General features: G+C 43.3%; 21 protein-coding genes. 8 read left to right on the forward strand and 13 right to left on the reverse strand.

Translation table 11 applies throughout. The features are described from left to right. Positions 1-32: 32 nt before the first annotated feature. The 5 genes from mutM to radC all read right to left on the reverse strand — a co-directional run bounded on the left by mutM (position 33) and on the right by radC (position 2,746). Positions 33-842, reverse strand: a complete 810-nt coding sequence (mutM, locus tag WAX86_RS14325; protein ID WP_005302542.1) for a bifunctional DNA-formamidopyrimidine glycosylase/DNA-(apurinic or apyrimidinic site) lyase — start codon at positions 840-842, stop codon at positions 33-35. Positions 843-866: 24 nt separating this feature from the next. Then, positions 867-1,346, reverse strand: a complete 480-nt coding sequence (locus WAX86_RS14330; RefSeq protein WP_341488942.1) for a hypothetical protein — start codon at positions 1,344-1,346, stop codon at positions 867-869. A 130-nt stretch (positions 1,347-1,476) separates the two neighbouring features. Further along, positions 1,477-1,644 (reverse strand): 50S ribosomal protein L33, encoded by a 168-nt coding sequence (gene rpmG / locus WAX86_RS14335; RefSeq protein ID WP_004728408.1) that lies wholly within the window; start codon positions 1,642-1,644, stop codon positions 1,477-1,479. Positions 1,645-1,658: 14 nt separating this feature from the next. Beyond that, positions 1,659-1,895: a 50S ribosomal protein L28 gene (rpmB, locus tag WAX86_RS14340; RefSeq protein WP_005302534.1), complete on the reverse strand. Its 237-nt coding sequence runs from the start codon at positions 1,893-1,895 to the stop codon at positions 1,659-1,661. A 176-nt stretch (positions 1,896-2,071) separates the two neighbouring features. Then, positions 2,072-2,746, reverse strand: coding sequence for a DNA repair protein RadC (gene radC, locus WAX86_RS14345; protein WP_005302532.1), 675 nt, complete (start codon positions 2,744-2,746; stop codon positions 2,072-2,074). A 263-nt stretch (positions 2,747-3,009) separates the two neighbouring features. Between radC and coaBC the strand changes: the two genes are divergently transcribed. The 3 genes from coaBC to slmA all read left to right on the forward strand — a co-directional run bounded on the left by coaBC (position 3,010) and on the right by slmA (position 5,492). Continuing rightward, the gene (gene coaBC, locus WAX86_RS14350) at positions 3,010-4,233 is read left to right on the forward strand and encodes a bifunctional phosphopantothenoylcysteine decarboxylase/phosphopantothenate--cysteine ligase CoaBC (protein WP_068945339.1); all 1,224 of its coding nucleotides are present in this window, start codon (positions 3,010-3,012) and stop codon (positions 4,231-4,233) included. A 10-nt stretch (positions 4,234-4,243) separates the two neighbouring features. Then, the gene (gene dut, locus WAX86_RS14355) at positions 4,244-4,699 is read left to right on the forward strand and encodes a dUTP diphosphatase (protein WP_044173979.1); all 456 of its coding nucleotides are present in this window, start codon (positions 4,244-4,246) and stop codon (positions 4,697-4,699) included. 202 nt (positions 4,700-4,901) lie between these two features. Further along, positions 4,902-5,492, forward strand: coding sequence for a nucleoid occlusion factor SlmA (gene slmA / locus WAX86_RS14360; protein ID WP_005302526.1), 591 nt, complete (start codon positions 4,902-4,904; stop codon positions 5,490-5,492). Between the two features lie 87 nt (positions 5,493-5,579). Here the strand turns inward: slmA and pyrE are convergent, their stop codons facing one another. Continuing rightward, positions 5,580-6,221 (reverse strand): orotate phosphoribosyltransferase, encoded by a 642-nt coding sequence (gene pyrE, locus WAX86_RS14365; protein ID WP_005302524.1) that lies wholly within the window; start codon positions 6,219-6,221, stop codon positions 5,580-5,582. 131 nt (positions 6,222-6,352) lie between these two features. Next, positions 6,353-7,069 carry a ribonuclease PH gene (gene rph, locus WAX86_RS14370; RefSeq protein ID WP_005302522.1) on the reverse strand — a complete coding sequence of 239 codons (717 nt, stop codon included), beginning with the start codon at positions 7,067-7,069 and terminating at the stop codon, positions 6,353-6,355. A gap of 237 nt (positions 7,070-7,306) precedes the next feature. On the opposite strand from rph, the gene WAX86_RS14375 reads away from it, so the two are divergent. Then, positions 7,307-8,170, forward strand: coding sequence for a YicC/YloC family endoribonuclease (locus WAX86_RS14375; protein WP_341488943.1), 864 nt, complete (start codon positions 7,307-7,309; stop codon positions 8,168-8,170). Between the two features lie 184 nt (positions 8,171-8,354). After that, positions 8,355-9,560, forward strand: coding sequence for a site-specific integrase (locus WAX86_RS14380; RefSeq protein ID WP_276458967.1), 1,206 nt, complete (start codon positions 8,355-8,357; stop codon positions 9,558-9,560). Here WAX86_RS14380 and WAX86_RS14385 read toward each other — a convergent pair. Then, on the reverse strand, positions 9,555-10,040 hold the full coding sequence (locus WAX86_RS14385; protein ID WP_169695165.1) for a hypothetical protein: 486 nt from the start codon (positions 10,038-10,040) through the stop codon (positions 9,555-9,557). The two genes, WAX86_RS14380 and WAX86_RS14385, sit on opposite strands and share 6 nt — an antisense overlap. A gap of 111 nt (positions 10,041-10,151) precedes the next feature. Here WAX86_RS14385 and WAX86_RS14390 point away from each other — a divergent pair, with 111 nt between their 5' ends. Beyond that, positions 10,152-10,481, forward strand: coding sequence for a helix-turn-helix domain-containing protein (locus tag WAX86_RS14390; protein WP_077639853.1), 330 nt, complete (start codon positions 10,152-10,154; stop codon positions 10,479-10,481). Between the two features lie 165 nt (positions 10,482-10,646). Here the strand turns inward: WAX86_RS14390 and WAX86_RS14395 are convergent, their stop codons facing one another. The 4 genes from WAX86_RS14395 to mobI all read right to left on the reverse strand — a co-directional run bounded on the left by WAX86_RS14395 (position 10,647) and on the right by mobI (position 13,184). Beyond that, on the reverse strand, positions 10,647-11,231 hold the full coding sequence (locus WAX86_RS14395) for a hypothetical protein (protein WP_252374652.1): 585 nt from the start codon (positions 11,229-11,231) through the stop codon (positions 10,647-10,649). Then, positions 11,228-11,938, reverse strand: coding sequence for a hypothetical protein (locus WAX86_RS14400; RefSeq protein ID WP_026027137.1), 711 nt, complete (start codon positions 11,936-11,938; stop codon positions 11,228-11,230). The genes WAX86_RS14395 and WAX86_RS14400 overlap by 4 nt, the downstream gene beginning before the upstream one ends. 131 nt (positions 11,939-12,069) lie before the next feature. Further along, a complete protein-coding gene (locus WAX86_RS14405; protein WP_017042091.1) occupies positions 12,070-12,600 on the reverse strand; it encodes a hypothetical protein in 531 nt (176 codons plus the stop codon). After that, positions 12,597-13,184 carry a conjugative transfer protein MobI(A/C) gene (gene mobI / locus WAX86_RS14410; protein ID WP_017042092.1) on the reverse strand — a complete coding sequence of 196 codons (588 nt, stop codon included), beginning with the start codon at positions 13,182-13,184 and terminating at the stop codon, positions 12,597-12,599. The genes WAX86_RS14405 and mobI overlap by 4 nt, the downstream gene beginning before the upstream one ends. Positions 13,185-13,783: 599 nt before the next feature. On the opposite strand from mobI, the gene WAX86_RS14415 reads away from it, so the two are divergent. Next, positions 13,784-14,380 (forward strand): hypothetical protein, encoded by a 597-nt coding sequence (locus tag WAX86_RS14415; protein WP_077639852.1) that lies wholly within the window; start codon positions 13,784-13,786, stop codon positions 14,378-14,380. 5 nt (positions 14,381-14,385) lie between these two features. Beyond that, complete coding sequence (locus tag WAX86_RS14420; protein ID WP_017042094.1) at positions 14,386-15,474, forward strand: ImmA/IrrE family metallo-endopeptidase; 1,089 nt, start codon at positions 14,386-14,388, stop codon at positions 15,472-15,474. A 73-nt stretch (positions 15,475-15,547) separates the two neighbouring features. Here the strand turns inward: WAX86_RS14420 and WAX86_RS14425 are convergent, their stop codons facing one another. Then, on the reverse strand, positions 15,548-18,148 hold the full coding sequence (locus WAX86_RS14425; RefSeq protein WP_258484730.1) for a DEAD/DEAH box helicase: 2,601 nt from the start codon (positions 18,146-18,148) through the stop codon (positions 15,548-15,550). Positions 18,149-18,150 lie beyond the last annotated feature (2 nt).

Below are 18,150 nucleotides of genomic sequence, written 5' to 3' on the forward strand. Positions count from 1 at the left end.
CTTACCATCAATATTACTGAACCTATAGTTTGTTATTGCTGACACTGTGGGCAATAAACCGTTGCCCTCTGGCCGATTTTTACCTCGGCAAGTTCAGTACCACACTTAGGGCACGGCAAGCCACCTTTGCCATATACTTGTAGTTCTTGAGCAAAATAGCCTGGTTTACCATCAGCATTTTTAAAATCTTTTAGCGTTGTACCACCTTGTTGAATGGCAAAGGCTAATACGGCTTTAATTTCATCCACCAGCACAGTCAATGCTTGAGGAGTTACCTCTCCAGCCGCTTTTTGAGGATGGATACCCGCCGAAAACAATGACTCATTGGCATAGATATTACCAACACCCACCACAATGTGATTGTCCATAATAAATTGCTTTATCGCGGTGCGCTTACCCTTCGCTTTTTGCTGTAAATAATCAGCAGTGAATGCATCGGTTAACGGCTCAGGACCTAATTTCGCTAAGACATGATGTTTTGTATCAACAGGTTGCCATAACCAAGCCCCAAAACGACGTGGATCGTTATAACGTAGGATTTCCCCGCTCGATAGTACCAAATCAACATGATCGTGCTTTTCAGGAGCCGTTCCAGCAGGTAAAACACGCAAACTCCCCGACATTCCCAAATGCACAATGGCACTACCAACAGGCGTATCTAATAACAAATATTTCGCTCGACGGCGTACTTTAGTAATCGGCTGTTGCTTTATTTGATTAATATCATCTGGAATTGGCCAACGTAAGCGTCCATTACGAATAACAATATCCGTTACTGTTTGATGTAAAACATGTGGGGTAATTCCTAAACGGGTTACCTCAACCTCAGGTAATTCAGGCATGAAATGACTTCCTTTTTTATTCTTTTAAGGAAATAAATACCCGTTATCGACGCTAATTGCTAGCCATTTACCTTGTGGATTTTGCATTAACCAAAACTTAGGTAGTTGATAAACCGTAATACGTGCCGGTTCATTATGACCAACTAAACCTATTTCAACCGTTTGCGGGTCTGTTAGAAGCGGCTTAAGTTTTGCCAACATCTCAGGCAGAACTTCGGTACCTTGTAATGATTGCCAATGATTAACGAACGTCTCAGGAGCTTGTTGTGAGCTCGGCCTGATACGCCAACCATAGGGTAATAAATCAATATCATACTGGCGAAAACGCAATTGATTAATATGAGTGTTGGCAGGTAATAGTGAAATGATATGAGCTTGGGGAGCTTGAGGCGTACTTGTTTTGGCTAAGTGAGCCTTAATTAACTCAGGAAGTTGAATAATCGCAATAAAACTGATGACGCCGATAATCATGACATTATTCCAGCCTCGACGAGTGAGTTTCATAACGTTTCCTTACCTAATAACATTAAATAGGCGAAATAGCCTTCAAGGTGATTGGGTATAGCATAGATTTTAGATATAAAAAAACCCAGTTACTAATAACCGGGTTTTTATCAAAAAAGCAGAGAACCAATTACTTGATTTTAGCTTCTTTGTACACAACGTGCTGGCGAACTACTGGATCAAATTTCTTGATCTCAAATTTGCCTGGCATGTTACGCTTGTTTTTGTCAGTTGTGTAGAAGTGACCTGTGCCAGCAGATGATACTAGACGGATCTTCTCACGAATGCCTTTAGCCATTGCTTAGATTCCTCTTAAACGTTCTCGCCGCGAGCACGCATATCTACAAGAACAGCATCGATGCCTTTCTTGTCAATGATACGCATGCCTTTCGCAGAAAGGCGTAGTTTAACGAAGCGTTTTTCGCTTTCTACCCAGAAACGATGAGTTTGCAGGTTCGGCAGAAAACGACGCTTGGTGGCATTACGTGCGTGTGAACGGTTGTTACCCGTTACAGGACGCTTACCAGTTACTTGGCATACTCGGGACATTACTGTCTTCTCCAAATCGTTTCAGCTCGATATCAACCGTGGTCAAATATAAGTGTGAAAAAATGCTTTCACGAATAACCACAGCTATCAAAGGTCGCGCATTATACTAAGTCTAAACCTGTTGCTCAAGTCCCGAGCAGATCCTTTCTCACTTTTTTAATGAAAAATAGTGCAGATTATAGCCAACCTCGTTCAGCAAACGAGACTAACTCCCCATCACCAATGACAAAATGATCTAGGACGCGAATATCAACTAAAGCCAGTGCATCACTGATCTTTTGTGTAATTCGGCGGTCAGCTTGACTAGGTTCCGCAACGCCTGATGGGTGATTATGCGCTAAAATGGCCGCGGCTGCATTAAGTTCTAGCGATCTTTTTACAATTTCTCGCGGATATACGCTTGCACTGTCAATTGTGCCGAAAAAAAGCGCTTCTCCACAGATAACCCGATGCTGATTGTCTAAAAAAAGAACAAAAAAAACTTCTCGGTGTTGGTCGCGCAGCTTATGACTGAGGTAATTTCGGGTCTGTTGAGGAGATGATAAGACATCGAAACGTTTTAATGTCTCTTCTAAATGCCGTTCATTCATCGCAATCACGGCTTGCAGTTGAGCATATTTTGCCGGCCCTAATCCTTTATGCTGACAAAACGTTTTTTGATCGGCACTAAGCAATGCTCGTAATGAGCCAAATTCTTTTAATAAAAAATCAGCCAACTCAATGGCGTTCATTCCAGCGATTCCCGTTCGCAAAAAAATCGCCAGTAATTCGGCATCGGTTAACGCTTGAGCACCACGAGCCAATAATTTTTCTCGAGGCAAAGATTCATTGGGTAATAATTTAAGTGACATCGCTCGCTTCCTAATTGAACCAAGCAGAGGACAAGATTTACCAACGAAATTCAATATAGATCTAATGAATTGCCTCTATGGTGAGATCTTTTTCACGATCCAAGGATCTTTTGCCGATCTACCTTTCAGGAAAAACCTAACTCGGTCGAAATATACCCAAGCTAGCCGACTTTGTCGGTCGACTTTGATTTCAGCTCATGACCTCTTTCGGTTTTGGTGCTATTTTGTTGCACTTCTTAAGGCTCACAGAAACAGGCTAAATGATGCAGACATTAGCAGGAAAAAAGATTCTCTTAGGGATCAGTGGTGGTATAGCCGCGTACAAATGTGCCGAACTGACTCGTCGCTTAATTGAGCGTGGTGCTCAAGTACAAGTAGTGATGACCAAAGCGGCTAAAGAATTTATTACCCCATTAACCATGCAAGCCGTCTCAGGCAACCCCGTCTCTGACAGTCTGCTCAATCCTGCTGCTGAAGCGTCTATGGGTCATATTGAATTGGCAAAATGGGCCGATATCGTTTTACTTGCGCCAGCAACTGCAGATTTAATCGCTCGTGTCAGTGCGGGAATGGGTAATGATCTGTTAACCACATTATGTCTTGCTACCGATGCACCTATTGCCGTTGCTCCTGCAATGAACCAACAGATGTATCGCAATATTGCCACGCAAGAGAACATCGCAACACTGGCTCGTCGCGGTTTTGAAATTTGGGGACCAGCTAGTGGCGAACAAGCCTGTGGTGATGTGGGCCCAGGTCGTATGTTAGAGCCAATGCAATTGGTTGAACGTATCGAACACTACTTTGCACCCAAAGCACTAGCTGGGGTAAAAATTGCGATTACCGCAGGACCAACATGTGAAGCGATAGATCCCGTTCGTTATCTAACCAATCACAGCTCCGGTAAAATGGGCTACGCCATTGCTGAGGCTGCGGCAAAACAAGGCGCAGATGTCACCTTAATTAGCGGGCCTGTCAATCTTGCTACACCAGCAGGGGTAAAACGCATTAATGTCTTTAGCGCTAAAGAGATGCATCAAGCTGCACTAGAGCAAGCAGTCTTACACCAAATCTTTATCGGTTGCGCCGCTGTAGCCGATTTCCGCCCAGCAGAAGTAGCTGAGCAAAAAATGAAAAAACAAGCAGATAGCGATGAGATGGTTATCCGCTTGGTGAAAAATCCAGATATTATTGCCGCTGTTGCCGCCCTTGAGCAGCAGCGTCCATTTACGGTAGGCTTTGCAGCTGAAACCCAAAATGTTGAGCAATATGCGATGGATAAGCTAAGTCGTAAAAAACTGGATCTTATCTGCGCCAACGATGTCTCAGCCCAAAATCAGGGGTTTAATAGTGACAATAATGCACTAACCCTATTTTGGCAGACAGGACAAAAAGAGTTACCTCTGTGCTCTAAAGCAGAGCTTGGCCAGCAACTTATCGCTGAAATTGCAGCCTTGTATCAACAATCAACGACATCATTGAGCTAAGAGTAAAAGCATGAAAAAAATCGACCTGAAAATTCTAGACCCACGAGTTGGTAACGAATTTCCACTGCCAGCATACGCAACTGAAGGCTCTGCTGGATTAGACCTTCGTGCTTGTTTAGATCAGGCATTAACTGTTGCACCCGGCGAAACTCACCTCGTACCAACCGGTTTAGCAATCCATATTGCCGATAACAGTTTAGCTGCCACCATTCTGCCTCGTTCTGGCCTAGGTCATAAGCATGGCATCGTATTAGGGAACTTAGTTGGTCTAATCGACTCTGACTACCAAGGTCAATTAATGGTATCAGTTTGGAACCGTGGTCAATCAACATTTACGATTGAACCTGGCGATCGCATTGCCCAATTAGTCTTTGTGCCTGTGGTACAAGCTGAGTTTAACTTGGTAGAAGATTTTTCGGCAACAGACCGTGGTGAAGGTGGTTTTGGTCACTCTGGCCGTCAGTAAGCTGAGTTATTTTTCAGTTTAATCGATCAGAGCTAATACTTTCTTAACCATATAAAAGCGTGAGCAGTTAGCTTACGCTTTTTACTGATTAAGCCCCCAATATCTTGATTTGAATCTTTTCATAATTGAGGGTGATCGTTAATATGAGCGGGTTTCAAAAACTGTCGACAGGCAGTCACATAGAGAAAAGGAACGGTAATTCATGGCTGGCAACAAAAAAAATAATCGCCGCGAAGAGATCCTACAAGCATTAGCACAAATGCTGGAATCTCCTCAAGGTAGCCAACGCATTACAACAGTAAAACTGGCCGCTCAAGTCGGCTTTTCTGAGGCGGCACTGTATCGCCACTTCCCTAGTAAAGCTCGCATGTTTGAGGGGTTAATTGAGTTTATTGAAGACTCAATCACCACCCGTATTAACCGTATCCTTGATGACGAGAAAGACACCCTAAACCGCTTGCGTATGGTGTTACAACTGATTTTGGTGTTTGCAGAACGTAACCCAGGTCTGACTCGTATCATGACAGGTCACGCGTTGATGTTCGAACAAGATCGTCTTCAAGCTCGTATAAATCAGCTATTTGAACGTATTGAAACTCAACTGCGTCAGATTCTTCGAGAACGTAAACTGCGCGAAGGTAAAGGCTTTCCGGTAGATGAAAGTATTCTTGCCGCTCAGTTATTAGGACAAGTGGAAGGCAGCTTAAACCGTTTTGTTCGTTCAAACTTTAAATACAAGCCGACCGAAAGCTTTGATGATTACTGGCAGCTACTAAGTTCACAACTTGGTTAAGAGGCTAGTAGCCAAAACAGTAACTAAAAACAACAAGGGCTCATATTCTGAGCCCTTGTTTATTTTATTGCTTACTTAATAACTGTATTACACGCCGTATTGTTCGCGGTATGCTTGTACTGCAGCAAGGTGATCTGTCATACCTGGTTGTTCTTCCAAATAACGAACCACATCACCTAAAGAGACAATAGAGATAACGGCACAACCAAAATCGCGCTCAACTTCTTGAATCGCAGAAAGTTCACTCTTGCCTTTTTCTTGGCGATCGATAGCCACTAATACACCAGCTAAATCCGCGCCATTAGCTTTGATAATTTCCATCGATTCACGAATTGCAGTACCGGCTGTGATCACATCATCAACCAGCATAATACGGCCTTCTAATGGGCTACCCACTAAATTGCCACCTTCGCCGTGATCTTTTGCTTCTTTACGGTTAAAGCAGTAAGGCGTATCGATATCGTGTTGATCCGCTAGCGCAACTGCCGTTGTTGTTGCAATTGGAATGCCTTTATAAGCAGGACCAAATAGCACATCAAATTCAATCCCAGCATCAACTAAAGCTTCAGCGTAAAAACGACCTAAACGAGCCAAGTCACGGCCAGTATTAAATAAGCCCGCATTAAAGAAATATGGACTCTTACGGCCAGATTTCAGTGTGAACTCACCAAACTTAAGTACGCCCTTTTCCAAAGCGAATTCGATGAACTGACGCTGATATGCTTTCATTGTGTCTCCTTAAACAACTTTCTAAATGTTACGCCAATTACGTATGGCAACACGCTGGGGTTTTGGAGATATTCCTCACTCCCATAAATTTTGCTCAAAAAAAAGCGGCTCCAATAGGAACCGCTCTACAATCAGTTAGCTAACGCTTGTTTTTGCTGGGCAATGATTTCGTTAATGCCTTCTTTGGCCAGAGCCAGCATAGCTAATAACTCTTCATGGCTAAAGGCTTCACCCTCTGCCGTACCTTGAATCTCAATCATCTTACCCTCTTCGGTCATCACCACATTCATATCGGTTTCTGCCGCAGAGTCTTCAAGATATTCTAAATCACAAATTGGCTCGCCGTTGTAAATACCAACCGACACCGCCGCAACCATCGTTTTCAGAGGGTTCTTCTTAATCATGCCTTTCTCTAGCATGTAGTGAATTGCATCAACTAAGGCAACCATCGCCCCAGTAATAGAAGCAGTACGAGTACCACCATCAGCTTGGATAACATCACAGTCAACCGTGATCATCTGCTCACCCAACACTTCTAAATCTACTGCAGCACGCAAGCTACGTGCAATCAGACGTTGGATTTCCATGGTGCGACCGCCCTGCTTGCCACTTGCAGCCTCACGACGATTACGTGAATGAGTTGCACGAGGTAGCATGCCATATTCTGCCGTTACCCAGCCTTTACCTTGTCCTTTTAGCCAACGTGGTACATTCTCTTCCACACTAGCCGTACAGATAACTTTCGTATTACCAAACTCAACCAACACTGAACCTTCAGCGTGAGCGGTAAATTGACGAGTAATAGTAATTGGACGGACTTGAGACGCACTTCTTCCGCTTGGACGCATGATGGTCTTTCCTTTAGCTGGATAACATTAACCGGCGATTATAGCGATATGTCGCCGGGACTGCACGAAAAACTCATCGAATACGTTGGTCAAAAGTAGCGCAGCTAAATGGTTTTTGCATATAATCAAAGTCACTTGTGTATCGACGCACTTTCTCATTGACTACACACTGTCTATCCATGCTTGTTAGCCAGTTTGAGCCGTCGCTACTCGTTTTAATAAAGGGGCCTAAAGCCAATGATCCATAGTATGACTGCCTATGCCCGTCGCGAAGTAAAAGGCGACTGGGGTACTGCTGTATGGGAAATCCGTTCCGTCAATCAGCGCTATCTTGAAACTTACCTACGTATGCCAGAGCAATTTCGTGGTCTAGAACCTGTATTGCGTGAGCGTTTCCGTCAGCGTCTAGCGCGCGGTAAGGTTGAATGTAATCTGCGCTTTGAAGCAAACCCTGCAGCTAATACTAATCTAACGATTAATGAAGCACTGGCAAAGCAAGTAATCAATGCGGCTAAGTGGGTCAAAGATACCTCAGGTGAAGGTAGCATTAATCCGTTCCAAGTTTTGAACTGGCCGGGCGTAATGGAAGCACCAGAGCAAGATCTGGATACTATTAATAAAGATCTTCTTGCTGGCTTTGATGCTGCAATCGATGACTTTATTGCAGCGCGTGCAAGCGAAGGCGATAACATGCGTGCCCTTATCGAGCAGCGTTTAGATGCGATCTCTGCAGAAGCAGGTAAAGTTCGTGCATTGATGCCAGAAATCATGACCTGGCAGCGCGAACGTATTATGTCTCGTTTAGATGAAGCAAAAATTGAACTTGATGCTAACCGTCTAGAGCAAGAGTTAGTAATGCTAGCGCAAAAGAGCGATGTCGCCGAAGAGCTTGATCGCCTAGACTCTCACGTAAAAGAGACACAAAAAATCCTAAAGAAAGGTGGCGCATGTGGTCGTCGTCTAGACTTTATGATGCAAGAGTTTAACCGTGAGTCAAATACCCTAGCCTCTAAGTCAATCAATACCGATGTGACTACAGCTGCTGTTGAGCTAAAAGTGCTTATCGAGCAAATGCGTGAGCAAATTCAAAACATCGAATAAGGTTTTTTGAGTCTCTTTAAGCTTACTTAATCTTACCAAGCCCCTGTAAATAGGGGCTTTTTTATTTTCAGGATATTTCAGGTCTTTGCCTGTATTTTCAACCAACTGGTGAGTTTAGTGGTGAGTAGGATTGATCTAGTATGCCCTTAAATGGTGAGTAACTTTCCATGATAAGGAGAACTATATGGGCAAGCTCAACGCACGAAAAGTCGCCGCTTTAGCCAAAGATGAACCACGCAAAACCGCAGATGGTAATGGCCTCTACTTCGTTGTACCCGCATCTGGAGAACCGTTTTGGATCTTGCGATTTTCAATCAACGGCAGTCGTCCAGAAATGACACTTGGGTCCTACCCAGAACTATCCCTTGCTGACGCACGCGATGCCGCCTTCCAGCAGCGAAAGCTCATTAAACAAGGCATAAATCCACTGGCCGAACGTCAACGCCGTCAATGGTCATGTATAGAAACCGTCGAGCAACTGTTCGATGATTGGTATAAAAACGATCTTCAAGTAAGACTGCAACACGCCAACATCCCCAAGCGTATCTACACCAAAGAAATCCACCCAGTGATGGGCAAAATAAGAATCGATCAAGTCACTGCTCTTGATGTAAGAGAAGTAATCAAGCGCGTCGTAGATAGTGGCCGCAAAAGCATCGCAAATGACACCTTGATGTACATGAAACAGCTTTTTCGACATGCAAACAAACTCGACCTCACACAGTTCAACCCGGCAGCAGCTTTTCGTGTCAACGACGCAGGAGGTGTTGAAAAAAGTCGAGAGCGTGTTTTGACCGAAGACGAGATAGCAACTGTGTTTCGAGTGTTCAGAGAGAACAATGTAAGCTTTACACGAGAAAACTATCTAGCTTGCTGCTTATATCTAGTGCTAGGCGTCAGAAATAGCGAGCTCTGCCAAGCGCCTTGGGATGAGTTTGATTTAGATAATGGGATCTGGGAGCTCCCCAAAGAGAGAACCAAAAATGGCATACCATTAACTATCCCACTTCCTCGCCAAGCTGTGGAATGGCTGCAAGAACTCAAAATCAGAGCTCTTGATTCCGATTATGTATTTCCGAGTAGAAGGAGGAGCAAAAATCCATACATGGGCTCAGATACAATAACCACCGCTATTAAATATTTGTTTGGTCGTGACAAAGAGAGGCCAACCAAAAATAAAATGGAAGGGGTTGATTACTTTGTTGTCCATGACCTGCGTCGTACCTTCAGAACACTGGCTTCAGCCGAGGGCATTGATGGTCAAGTGGCTGAAAGGTGTCTAAATCACAAACTCAAAGGGGTTGAAGGCATCTACAACCGCCACGATTTTCTGGAGGAGCGACGAGAAGCACACCAGAAAGTTGCAGATCGTATATGCCACTTACTATGATCGACAAGGGTACGCATTCTTAAATGCATCATACAAATTTACCCTTAAACCAGGCCCTGTAAGCAATGTACTGGGCCCTGGAGTAAAATCAGGCTGTTCTCGATACAGCAGCTCAAGGGATCGATCGACATGAGATCTTACTGATTCAAACTGAATGTTTCTTGGTAAGCAAAGCTGACCATTATCTTGAGGCATACTGACCCAACGCACGACATCATTTGCTCTTTTAAGATCAGGGCGAAGTAACGCCGCATCTTCAACCCACTGACTCCAAAAAGAAGCTGATTGCAAAAAACCTTTTAGGAAAAAGTTGCACGCTTGGTTAGGCTGACCACACATCTGCTTCCAGTCACCATATGTGAGCTCATAACTAGGCACAGCATATGCTTGGGCAGATAAACCTACCGATAAACATACACTGAGGACTTTCAACGGTACACCACTTCTCATTTTTCTTTTAAGTGCAAACTTACTAGGCATTTTTGCTCTCCATGACTATTCCATCAACCACAAAGCTTAGATATCCTAAGTATACAGAATCATAAAAAACTTAGAAGATCTAAGCATCTAGAGATTGTCGATGAATGTGATTTGCCAAACCCAAGCCCCCTACCAATACGCCTTAAAGAGGCAAGAACGCGAGCAGGCATCAGCCAAAAAACGCTCGGTATTCGTATTGGTATGGACCCAAGTGTGGCGAGTGGACGCATGAACCATTATGAGAAAGGCCGCCATACGCCTGATATCAACACGTTAAGACAAATGGCAGAAGAACTAAACGTACCCATTGCGTTCTTTTTCTGTGATTCGCAAAAGACAGCTGAACTTCTATGCCTTATAGAAAATCTCTCAGAAGAAGAAAAAAGCACACTAATTCAAAAATTAGCTAGTAACCAGCCACACACCTCAAGTAAATCCTAAATTCACTGGGAAATTGGGATACGTGGGAAATAGGGAAAACTATCCATCCTTGTTACTCTCACCCCGCTTTGCCTGATATGCGGCATACCAGTAGACACATCCAACAGCACCAACTGTCAAAAGCAGACCTGCGAACCAATACCAAAGCAAATCCATACAACCTCCTTAAATCGTTGAATCAAATGGGTCGCAGCTAATACCACCACAGTCAAAACTGGTATCAATGCTAGTCATACTGTCATCCCCAAACACATTACCGCCGATATCAATGCAGGAGTTTTCCACCATGGGAAGACCGCTTGCTGGATTGGTATAACCACACCAAAATGATGGGCTCGAATCAGAACTGGAATCTGCGATATCAGGCATCAATTCTGCACTCGCTGCACTGACCAATCCAGCTCGGTATACTCCTGAACTTGATAAGCCAGATAACGAACCATCTCGCATCGACATTTGTCCATGTCCAGCGAACCTTCGCCCCCTTCTTGATCTGCCATAACGTCGATGTAGCTTGTTCACGTAATAAGCTGCGGTAAACAGGATAATCAAAAATGAAATTGGGCTGGGCAAGGCAAACAACAGCGTCACAAAAAGAACCAATTTTACTATCACTTTGAGCGGCCAAAGCCAATCAACACGCATCGTTGTCTCCACCTCTTTTTCGGTGAAAGCATGAGGTTCAATACCAGCACTGCCAGGGTGCTTTGAAGACACGTCAGCAGAAACGGCGTTCATCTTCAGAATCATGCCGCCTCCTTAGTCATAGAGTGACTCAAATGGGAAAAAACTGTCACGACCAGCGAGTGAGTCTCCTGTGGCACTAGCAAGAAATATAGATCTCCCGTCGGGTGGTGCCAGACTTGGCTGCCATCGTCTCCGTACTTCAGCAGTTTCTGAAATCGTGTACGTTCTGAGAGTCTCGCTTGGCGCAATTCGGGGTTACAAAGCTGTCGTTGCAGGCTTAACCAAGGAGACTTCGTATACCCATGTTGAAAGCGCTCCTGATAACGCTGTATGGCATGGCGACTGATTGCCACTGGTCCCAAAACTGGTGAATCAAACACGGGCTGAGGTGAACGATATGGCTGGATCACAGGTATCTGTTCAGTAGAAGCAGCAACACCGACAATTTCATCTGGTTTGAGTTGAGCACCGTCCAGCCACGTCTTTAAATACTGACTCGCTCGCAGCAACTCATCACTTGAGCACTGCTCCAAAGACTGAAAGGTCGTATGTGGAAACCCTATCTCAAGACCTTTACCGCTACTAGGGCGATATCCGAAGACCTGACAGTCCCAGAGCAAAGAGCGTGCTGCTGTTAACTCTGCAATAGCCACACGGTTCTCAACTCGTCCAATTTCAACATCAACTATCCCATGCTTTGACAATCCGACGAACCATGCAACGCTGACTTTTCTTTTATTGGCAGATACTGACTGAACTTTTAATTTCATCACTGGCATATCCTCCTTTTTAATACCAGCGTATCATCGAATTTTAAAATGCAACCCCACTCTCAATAAAAAATAAAAGCCTCGCCACTAATTTAGGCAAGGCTTCTTTAAACGTCAAACAACACCATGATTTAATTGACTTTGTTCTGAATGAACATTTCAAGCTTATCAATAGGGGGTAAAAGCTGTAATAACTTCTTCTCAAAGTCTGAAATAAAGTCCGCACGCACTTTCATTTCTTCTATTTGCAGACATAAGTGGTAATACATTTGTCGTTCCCAATCAGCGACGTTACTCATCCTTTTTTGCTTCAAAATGTTCCCTGTCAACATTTCTAGCTTTGCTGGTTTGTCCCTATTAAAAACTATAACTTTAAACCATTGAAAGTTAGGTAGGTTATCCTCGATATACACAGTAAAGACAAACCGAAACGGTTCCTGTCCGGAGTGCTCTTTCTTTAATTTCTCCCTGTACTTGTTGAATGACTCTTCCAGAGCGAAAGCTGAGCGTTTTAAATCACGTCGCTGTGCGATTAACTCATCTTTCATCTTTGAAATGTACGCAGATAACAATCCAGAATCATAGATATTGATCGTTAGGCTATTTAAATCAACTTGAATATCTTTATCAAAAATACCGACTAATGGGTCTTCTAAACTCATTTAGGTTCCTCCATCAACTCAAAATGATCTCGCAGCTTGATAAAACGACGCTGACACATTTCAACTTTTTTTCTGATGTTATCCATCTCATGTCGGATTTCTCGGAGAAGCTGGAAAGCATCCTCTGCATAATTGATTTTCACCTTTTCCCAATCTTGAGCTTTAGAAAAACTGCTTGGGCGATAGCGACTACTAGGCCCCTTCGGAATATGTACTGACCTAACTCTTTGGTGTTTGTTTTTTCTGCGCTTCATGTCTTCTTCATCGAGGAAAACATTGATGTACCATGAAGCTTCAAACTTATTGTCTTTGACTCTCACGCGACAACCAAATCTACCTGGCAATTCTGGAGTTTCAGGTGAGCGATGATGTCGATTGAAACGCCAAAAGTTATTGGCGAAGCAACTAGCCATGAATTCGAGCCGAAAGGGCTCCTGATGTGTGATTTTAGTTATTTCTTCGAGGAGTAATTCCGATTGGGCCAGAGCTTTTTCAAAGTACTCTGATTCATTAAACTTCTCACGATAGTGGGCTAACTGGTGCCAATTAGACGCCATCTGATCTAACTTTGAGTAATCTTGCATAATAAGCCTCCTTTTTTGCGACTGCTACGGGTTACAGTCTAGCGAGGCTTACTAATTTGATTGCACTGCGAAAATGCCCAATCAGGACAGTTTGAGCGTTTTTTGCTTTCATTGCCCCAATAATAATGCAGCGCGTCGATAGCATATCCTCACCGGGACCTAGCCAATCACTTTCCAATTAACTATCTAATGTGGGGCCTAGGTGATTACTTTCACCCAAAATAGTAGTAGCACTCTGGGGCTGCTAGATTTTGTTTCTATATCTATGTGGGACCTTGGAAATCAAAGCTGAAGTGGACGGAACATTAACTGGTATTATCCAAACTTATGTGGGGCTTTGCCTGCATGTTTTCGATAGCGCTTCTGACTTTCACATGTGAAAGTCCCATACCTATACCTAGTACTGTTTAATTCTGAAAATCACCTAAAAACGACTTCTCAATGCAGGTTATCAACTCGTAAGCACAACAAGAAATCCAAAAGCTACCTAGTGGTTGCTTTTTGGTAACCACCCTGGTTGACAAAAACAAAAAAAGGCATAGAATGAGTTTACATTTCACAACTTTTGCATAATTTAACCCAGCATACGGATAGAACGAATGACCAAAAAACCTGAATTTTATGCTCCAGACCTAACGGAAGAACGCTTGCACGTATTGAGTGAAAACCTACTAGATGTGCTCGATGAAGCCCATCATTACTCAGAAAGTCCCAATGCGACGGCCTGGTTTAAAGGCACTGCAAATTATGGTTTACCACAGGGAATGCTAATCCGTATGCACTCGGACAGTGCTTATCCATGGCTCACACTTGCCAACCAAACAATGGATTACACTGCTAGAGTTGGAAACACTCTTGTTCAATTTGTTGTGGATGACCCTCACTCACCTCGCAAGCAACATCGCCTTAAACGCAATGCTGTTGAAAAGCATCAAATATCTCTTGAATTAGAGGAAGACTATGTTGATACCCCATTGATTTGGCGATTTTACTTAAATCCTATATCTAATGGTGTTGATTATTCCCCATCTATTTCTTTGTTGGGTTTCAACGGCAATGGCAACGTTATATGCAGTTGGGAATACGACACAGTTGTAACTGGTCCAGTTGTTATAGACAAACCCGAATCGGTTGAAATTGATGAGCCATTATTGGTTCGAAAAAAGAAAGTACAAAAAAAGGTCTCTGATGAGTAAAAGAAATGATTTATCAAGCTGTTAATCGTTTTAACGGCGAGCAACTAAAATTGGCGCGAGTAGCTGCTGGTCTATCGCTAGCAGATGTAGGAGAAGCTTTACAGGTAACAAGACAATATGCGTCTAGGCTAGAAAACAATGCTTCTCCATCGGATGCACAAATAGAACTTCTTAGTAGTCTTCTTTCGGTCAATACAAGCTTCTTCTTTAGGCCGAGAGCAAAGACCATTGAAGCTGAACAATGCCATTTTAGAAGCTTGAGATCGTCAACTCAGACACTCAAAAAAACAATAATGGCTCAAGTAGAAATGCTTGATAGTCATTTTGTTTCTGCCATAGAAGATGAAGTAGGCTTTCCGGAAGTAAGCATCTTTTCAGCAGAAGATCATGAGTTCAGGTCGGTGAAAGATATTGAGCTTCTCGCTGAACGCGCAAGAAAAGAGTTCGGTCTTGGCTTAGGCCCGATATCTAACATGATAAAATTGCTAGAGAAACTAGGTTGTATTGTTGTCAATCTTGCTGATGCTGATGAACGCATTGACGCATTCTCTATATATACGTCTCGTCCATTAATTGTAAGAAATACAACGAAACAGAGTCCAGGTAGGCTCCGCTTTGATTTTGCACACGAGTTAGGCCATCTAATTATGCACCAAGGTATTGAGACAGGTTGTCGAACCACTGAACAACAAGCCAATAACTTTGCTAGCGCATTTTTAATGCCAAGAAGCTCTTTCGTTGCAGAGTTTCCAAGAGTAAGAGGCTCATACTTTAATTGGGATGCGCTTGTTGAAATGAAAGTTCGATGGGGCGTCAGCCTTAAGGCAATTCTATATAGAGCAAAAGCTCTCGGACTGATAACTAGTGACAAAGCTAAATCAGGTTATATCTACCTCTCAAGAAATGGCTTTGCAAAGGTTGAAAGGGGAGATGAACTGATGAATATAGAGCACCCTATGATGCTTCAAAGAGCTATAGAGTTACTAGATATTCACACTCTTGAAAACCTTATCGCTAATAGTGGTTTAAGCCGACAGCTTTTGAAGGAGCGTTACAGTCTAATGTTACCCCCTCCACCTTTGCGTTCCGTTTAAACTATCTTAAATGGCCAATTAATAACCCATCTTAGGGGACACCGATTGGCCATTTAACAATCCATACCGGAAATTAGTTCATGTAGTCAAAAGCCAACTCACTTTCGAAAAGCGATTTAGCATTATCTGAATCTAAAACTTGTTTTCTCACCGTTGGCTCCATGAGATCTAACACCTTTAACTTCCCATTAAAGGCCGCAACAGACTCTATTCGACGATATTTCCCTGCATGTTTCTCTGCATATTCTGCAAGTCCCTTCAACTTAGGCAAGGCATCGCTTAAATGCAAGCTATGTGGATCGACGATATCAACTGCAATCGTTCCGTCAGGCTTTCTCGCGAAGAAGATAAAGTCCGGTCGCAATAATTTATATTCACCATTATCGAGATATGCTATGCCTAAACTATCTTGGCTGCCTCGAGATGGATTTCTGTACCATGCTTCAAATCCATCTCTATTAGTCTCATGTTCTATTACCTTAATTTCCCAATCATTTAATATAGCAGGGAAAAGACCATCGTCCTTCGACATTAAATGAGAGTCAAAAGTTGGCAAAAGCACTTCCGAACCGTCAGCAAGCCTTTCCGTTGTTGGTTCCATCCATGTTTTAGGAAGAGATAGATCGACGTCCTGAGGCTCTTTGCTCATCTCTCGAATTTGGCGATAAACATCTTGGCGCACGTCCGTGAGGTTCTTTATTGAAACTCGATGCTCTTTGAACCATTGATTGGCCAATTTTTCAGCTTCTGAGTTTAAGTATTCAGAAACCTCCTTAACCAATCCAAGAGCTGCAATGTCAACATGAGCATCCATTAAAGCCTCTTCTCTTGAATCAGCAACTGGATTGTTATCCGCGAGGTGCTCAGCATATGTTCTGGCTAAATCTGGACTAAACGCTCGAGCTGCACGTTTGTACGCATCTTCAATTACTGCGTAATCGGCCTCTTCAACGAAGTCATCAAAAGACATACTCTTTCCACCTAAATCGGCTCTCAAGCTTTTTCCATCTACTGTCAGTACATCTTTTCTTGCTTCCGCAACCTGTGTTGAATAACGTGCACACGCAGCATTTAGCACTTTGTGCATCTCTTTATGAGCTCTCTTTCCTGCGTTTTCCAACAATTGATCCTGCGATAACTCATGTGCCAAAGCAGTCAAACGCTTGATAGGCTTGGCAACTTTCTGTGGTAATATCTGGGAGGGGATATTTGAAAAAATTTCCCAGATATCGTTGCTAACTTTAGTGTTAGGCTCCAACTTAACAGGATTAATAAGCACACGACGCCCTTGGATAGGCGCTTCACCTTCGCTAAAGCTCCCATGCATTAATGACTCTGCCACTGCTTCAACAGACTTCTTGTCGAAAAATGGCAGCAAACAATCCACAGCATTTAGCCTATCGTTACCAGGAATTCTACGAGCTAACGGTGTTCGAACCATTCGCCCTAGTAACTGCGTAATGTGGGTTTGATCCTTCGCAGGTCTAAACGAGACCATCACTTCAGCTCGAGGGCAATCCCACCCAGTACTGATTGCATCTTTTGCAATCAGTACTCGTATTTCTGTATCATCCTGAACTCTTTCTGGTTGCGTGTAATACACTGTATGACGGCCAAAGTTCATCGTGGTTCTTTCACCAAATACATGAGCAATATTTGTATTTTTAAGATCAGGCCAACGTTCAAAAATAGTATCTAATGCACGACTGATATCATCTGGGTTAGGCTTGTTTGGTACTTGAAGTATCATCAAGGGTAACATTGGCTGAAGCCCTTCAGCAGCTGTATAATCGGCCCAAGCTTGGCTTGATTCAACAATCTTATCTGTCGCTCTTCTCACCAGAACTGTATCGAATTGACCTGCTTCATCAGGAATATCGAGGATAATCGTATCCTTTAGCAATCCCGACTCTTGGACTCTCGAAGGGTCAACAACAACATTAGGTAGTGTACTTCGCCCTTCAGCTACACTCATAGCTTGATTAAAACGCTCTACTGTCGCGGAAATACCCCAAACAACAGGAATTGCAGGCACAGAGCCGGAACCATTAATTAGTCTTTTAACAATGGTTGACTTATCATTCTGAGCAGCTTTGCTCTTAGAGCCCATACCACGATGCGCCTCATCAAGAACGAGATACAAGGTTAAATTGGCGTCTTCAATTGTGTTGCGAATCACTTCCCAGATTGTGTGTGAACGCAGATCTGGGCGAATCTCTGGGAATAACTCGTTTTGCGCAGAATTTTGAGCATCGGGATCGTATCCCCGAACTAGAAGGCTGTTTTTACTCAACTTCTGAGTATTTAGAAAGTACACTTTCCCAGGCTCGAATTTCTCCAGACTGAAAGAATTCTCCACCACAACAAGATCTGTATGGTTTAGTTTGTCAGCCGCTTCCATTAAACGAAAGCGTGTTTGCTCATTCAAAGATGGATCATCACTAAACCATATAACAACCGCACCGGGGTCAGCTTCAAAATCAAATTCATCATCCCCATAGAACAATGCCTCGAATGCAGCCGCAGCCATAACTGTTTTACCTGCACCAGTGGTCGCCGTTAACGAGAACGCATGTATATCATCATCCTCATGCCAACGCTTTTTAGCTTTAGTCAAATTATTGAGCGAGTCATGTACTGCCTCACGTTGGTAATCTTTTAACGTAAATTTCACGA

Source organism: Photobacterium damselae subsp. damselae (genome assembly GCF_038086725.1).
GTDB lineage: Bacteria > Pseudomonadota > Gammaproteobacteria > Enterobacterales > Vibrionaceae > Photobacterium > Photobacterium damselae.

Excerpts from the sequence above, each read along its gene's own strand:
- dut (WP_044173979.1), top strand. The coding sequence starts at position 4,244 with ATGAAAAAAATCGACCTGAAAATTCTAGACCCACGAGTTGGTAACGAA.
- rpmB (WP_005302534.1), bottom strand. The coding sequence starts at position 1,895 with ATGTCCCGAGTATGCCAAGTAACTGGTAAGCGTCCTGTAACGGGTAAC.
- WAX86_RS14330 (WP_341488942.1), bottom strand. The coding sequence starts at position 1,346 with ATGAAACTCACTCGTCGAGGCTGGAATAATGTCATGATTATCGGCGTC.
- pyrE (WP_005302524.1), bottom strand. The coding sequence starts at position 6,221 with ATGAAAGCATATCAGCGTCAGTTCATCGAATTCGCTTTGGAAAAGGGC.
- rpmG (WP_004728408.1), bottom strand. The coding sequence starts at position 1,644 with ATGGCTAAAGGCATTCGTGAGAAGATCCGTCTAGTATCATCTGCTGGC.
- WAX86_RS14420 (WP_017042094.1), top strand. The coding sequence starts at position 14,386 with ATGATTTATCAAGCTGTTAATCGTTTTAACGGCGAGCAACTAAAATTG.
- WAX86_RS14400 (WP_026027137.1), bottom strand. The coding sequence starts at position 11,938 with ATGAAATTAAAAGTTCAGTCAGTATCTGCCAATAAAAGAAAAGTCAGC.
- WAX86_RS14405 (WP_017042091.1), bottom strand. The coding sequence starts at position 12,600 with ATGAGTTTAGAAGACCCATTAGTCGGTATTTTTGATAAAGATATTCAA.
- WAX86_RS14415 (WP_077639852.1), top strand. The coding sequence starts at position 13,784 with ATGACCAAAAAACCTGAATTTTATGCTCCAGACCTAACGGAAGAACGC.
- slmA (WP_005302526.1), top strand. The coding sequence starts at position 4,902 with ATGGCTGGCAACAAAAAAAATAATCGCCGCGAAGAGATCCTACAAGCA.
- radC (WP_005302532.1), bottom strand. The coding sequence starts at position 2,746 with ATGTCACTTAAATTATTACCCAATGAATCTTTGCCTCGAGAAAAATTA.
- WAX86_RS14375 (WP_341488943.1), top strand. The coding sequence starts at position 7,307 with ATGATCCATAGTATGACTGCCTATGCCCGTCGCGAAGTAAAAGGCGAC.
- mutM (WP_005302542.1), bottom strand. The coding sequence starts at position 842 with ATGCCTGAATTACCTGAGGTTGAGGTAACCCGTTTAGGAATTACCCCA.
- WAX86_RS14380 (WP_276458967.1), top strand. The coding sequence starts at position 8,355 with ATGGGCAAGCTCAACGCACGAAAAGTCGCCGCTTTAGCCAAAGATGAA.
- WAX86_RS14385 (WP_169695165.1), bottom strand. The coding sequence starts at position 10,040 with ATGCCTAGTAAGTTTGCACTTAAAAGAAAAATGAGAAGTGGTGTACCG.
- mobI (WP_017042092.1), bottom strand. The coding sequence starts at position 13,184 with ATGCAAGATTACTCAAAGTTAGATCAGATGGCGTCTAATTGGCACCAG.
- coaBC (WP_068945339.1), top strand. The coding sequence starts at position 3,010 with ATGCAGACATTAGCAGGAAAAAAGATTCTCTTAGGGATCAGTGGTGGT.
- WAX86_RS14395 (WP_252374652.1), bottom strand. The coding sequence starts at position 11,231 with ATGATTCTGAAGATGAACGCCGTTTCTGCTGACGTGTCTTCAAAGCAC.
- rph (WP_005302522.1), bottom strand. The coding sequence starts at position 7,069 with ATGCGTCCAAGCGGAAGAAGTGCGTCTCAAGTCCGTCCAATTACTATT.